Source organism: Mesorhizobium sp. M7A.F.Ca.CA.004.06.1.1 (assembly GCF_003999135.1).
Lineage (GTDB): Bacteria > Pseudomonadota > Alphaproteobacteria > Rhizobiales > Rhizobiaceae > Mesorhizobium.
Map to the genome: position 1 here is coordinate 1 of NZ_RZPQ01000691.1, position 3,164 is coordinate 3,164.

Consider the following 3,164-nt stretch of genomic DNA (forward strand, 5'->3'; position numbering starts at 1 on the left):
GGAAGCGCGGGCCGAGGCTGGTCAGGATCTCGTCGAACTGCTCGGTCCCTCGCAAAGCGTCGATGACGCCGCCGGCCATGCCGGCACCATCGGCTACGAGATCCTGACCAGCCTCGGCCCGCGCTTCCATCGGCGCTATGTCGGCGGTTGAGCGGTTTGGCCGCGCTTGACAAGCGGACGCCTGTCGGCAAGGCTCCGGGCATGAGCAACCTCGCTTATATCAGAACCTTGTTCCGGGTCTGCCCGATCGCGGGATCGTAGCCCCGGCGCGGCCGCCTTTTGGCGTCCGTCCGAACCGGGGCATTTCTACCTGACATCATCATTCCCGAGCCAGACAGCTTCGCGGCTGCCGGCTTTCATCAAGCCACCGTTTGTGCGGCGGCAGGCGCGCGTCTGTTGGATGCGCCAAGTCATGAGGTTTGCCATGCAACATGCAACAGGATTGCGTCCACCGAGCCGGCTTCTGGTCAGCGATGCCGACCACCACCGGCTGACGGGCCTGGCGCGGGCGTCGCTCGACCGCGTGCCCGAGACGGCCGAAGAACTGCTTTCGGAGATGGACCGTGCCTTCGTGACGGCAGCGGCTTCCATGCCGGCCAACGTGGTGCGGATGGGTTCGACGGTGACAATCCGCAACGATGGCGGCCACACCCAGCGCATCACGCTGGTCTATCCCGGCGAAGCAGACATCAGTGAAAACAGGATCTCGGTGCTGACGCCGATGGGGACGGCGCTTATCGGCGCGTCGATCGGGCAGACAGTGTGCTGGAGCAGCCGTGGCGGCCGGGAACTGTCGGCGACCATCGAAGCGGTCGATGCGCCGGCCTGCGGGCGGGAAGGGTCCTGAGCATGGAGACGGCGATGACAGGCGCGAATTTCCGGCTGACGACGAAGGACTTCGCCGTCCTCGAGATCATGTTGGAGCGTTGGCGGGCTTTCGCGGATCCGATTGTTCCAATGCTTGAAGAGAAGCTTTCCAAAGCCGAGGTCGTCGCGATCGATTCGGTCGGATCCGATATCGTGACGCTGAACAGCAGGCTGGTGTTTCGTGTCGATGCCGGCCCTGCCGAGACCCGAACTCTGGTGCAGAATGAGGTGCACGGTCCGGTCGGCTCCAGCCTGTCGATCATGACAAGGCGGGGGCTTTGCATGCTCGGCATGGCCGAGGGTCAGACTGCATGGATCGAACAGGCCGACGGCAGGCGGGAGTCGGTCCTGATCGCGACCGTGCTCTACCAGCCGGAGGCCGCGCGGCGTGCCGTCAGGGAGAAATCCCGAGACGAGGCGCGACGGCCGCATGGGCTCACCCTCGTCTACAGCGCCGCAGCCGATTGGCGGCCCCTTGGCGAAAGGGCCGGAATGCGGCAGACAGGGGATGACGACCCCGGTCCCACGGCGGCGTGAACAGGCAACACTGCATGATCCCGAAAGTCGGCATCGATTTTCGCTGGGGATCGTGCGCAAATCGGAAATACGGCCGCGTCCAGGCGTCCTCAAGGGCGTGCGGCGCGGCAAGGAGTGAACGATGAAGATCATGGTGCTGGGCGGCGGCGTCATCGGAGTGACCACGGCGTACTTTCTTGCCGAGGCCGGCCACGAGGTGACGGTTCTCGATCGCCAGAAAGGCCCGGCGCTGGAAACCAGCTTCGCCAATGCCGGCGAGATTTCGCCCGGCTACGCCTCGCCCTGGGCCGGACCCGGCATTCCGCTGAAGGCGATCAAATGGCTGCTGATGAAGCATGGCCCGCTGGTGGTGCGGCCGGCCTTCGACCCGCATATGTGGACATGGCTGATCAAGATGCTGCGCAACTGCACCGCCGAGCGCTATGCGATCAACAAGGCGCGCATGGTGCCGCTCGCCGAATACAGCCGCGACACGCTGAAGGCGCTACGCGAAGCGACCGGCATCGCCTATGACGAGCGCACCCAGGGCACGCTGCAGCTGTTCCGGACGCAAAAGCAGCTTGACGGCACCGGCGGAGATGTCGAGGTGCTGAAGAAGTATGGCGTGCCTTACGAGACCCTCGACCAGGACGGCTGCATCGCGGCTGAGCCTGGCCTTGCCGGGGTGCGCGAAAAGTTCGTCGGCGGCCTCAGGCTGCCGCACGACGAGACCGGCGACTGCAAGATGTTCACCGACAGGCTGGCCGAACTCTGTGTGGCCCGTGGCGTCAAGTTCGAGTACGACGTGACGATCTGGCGCGTCATCCGCAGCCGCAACCGCATCGCCAATCTCAGCACCAGCAAGGGCTGGAAAACCGCCGACGCCTATGTGATGGCGCTGGGCAGTTATTCGGCAGGTTTCATGCGCCGGGTGAAGCGGCCGATCCCGGTCTATCCGGTCAAGGGCTATTCGATCACCGTGCCGATCAAGGACGCCGCCGCGGCACCGGTGTCGACGGTGATGGACGAGACCTACAAGGTGGCGATCACCCGGCTCGGCGACCGCATCCGGGTTGGTGGTACGGCCGAGATTTCCGGCTTCGACCTCAGGCTGCACGAATCGCGGCGGCGCACGCTGGAACACTCGGTTGGCGATCTCTTTCCGGGCGCCGGCGCCATGCGGGACGCGACGTTCTGGTGCGGGCTGCGGCCGATGACGCCGGATGGTCCGCCGCTGATCGGCCGCACCGAGCTTTCCAATCTCTATCTCAACACCGGCCACGGCACGCTCGGCTGGACCATGGCTTGTGGCTCGGGCAAGGTTCTGGCCGACATCATCTCCAGCCGGGTGCCTGACATCGACGTTCGCGACCTCGCGCAGGAGCGCTATCTACGGTAGAGGGTCAGAATGCCTGCCGGACCCAGTCCTCGTCGAACAGCAGCCGATAGGCCCATGGGATCGTCACATTGGTGGCGACCGGATTGGAGTGGGCGACATAGTCGTCATAGATCGGCTTCATCCTGGTGTAGAAGGCCGGATCGAGCACCATCATGCCGTTCTCACTGTCGTGGAAGAAGCTGCGGTTGTTGAGATTGACCGACGAGATGGCGACCAACCTTTCGTCGATCATCATGATCTTGGAATGCAGCACCACGTCAGGCGCCTTGAATTCGCGGATGTTGATGCGGTCGCCATATTTCTCGACGAACAGCTTGTTGAGCGCGGTGAGAAACTTGCCGCCGATATCGCCCTTGAGATCGATGCGGCCGACAATGTCTGT

General features: G+C 64.1%; 5 protein-coding genes. 4 read left to right on the forward strand and 1 reads right to left on the reverse strand.

What is annotated here, in order from left to right; translation table 11 throughout:
* The 4 genes from EN906_RS28425 to EN906_RS28440 form a co-directional block, all read left to right on the forward strand.
* Window positions 1-151 (forward strand): alanine racemase C-terminal domain-containing protein (locus tag EN906_RS28425; RefSeq protein WP_281060465.1); only part of this gene is annotated, 151 nt, incomplete at its 5' end.
* Between the two features lie 273 nt (window positions 152-424).
* Window positions 425-847 (forward strand): nucleoside diphosphate kinase regulator, encoded by a 423-nt coding sequence (rnk, locus tag EN906_RS28430; protein WP_127267089.1) that lies wholly within the window; start codon window positions 425-427, stop codon window positions 845-847.
* Window positions 848-861: 14 nt separating this feature from the next.
* The gene (locus EN906_RS28435) at window positions 862-1,404 is read left to right on the forward strand and encodes a nucleoside-diphosphate kinase (RefSeq protein ID WP_236383239.1); all 543 of its coding nucleotides are present in this window, start codon (window positions 862-864) and stop codon (window positions 1,402-1,404) included.
* 121 nt (window positions 1,405-1,525) lie between these two features.
* Entirely contained in the window at window positions 1,526-2,782 is a 1,257-nt protein-coding gene (locus tag EN906_RS28440) for a D-amino acid dehydrogenase (RefSeq protein ID WP_127267087.1), read from the forward strand.
* 4 nt (window positions 2,783-2,786) lie between these two features.
* Here EN906_RS28440 and EN906_RS28445 read toward each other — a convergent pair.
* On the reverse strand, window positions 2,787-3,164 hold a 378-nt coding region (locus EN906_RS28445; protein ID WP_164777421.1), incomplete at its 5' end, for a phospholipase D-like domain-containing protein.

Bases quoted from the DNA above. Each gene is read 5' to 3' on its own strand.
- EN906_RS28440 (WP_127267087.1), top strand. From the start codon at position 1,526: ATGAAGATCATGGTGCTGGGCGGCGGCGTCATCGGAGTGACCACGGCG.
- EN906_RS28435 (WP_236383239.1), top strand. From the start codon at position 862: ATGACAGGCGCGAATTTCCGGCTGACGACGAAGGACTTCGCCGTCCTC.
- rnk (WP_127267089.1), top strand. From the start codon at position 425: ATGCAACATGCAACAGGATTGCGTCCACCGAGCCGGCTTCTGGTCAGC.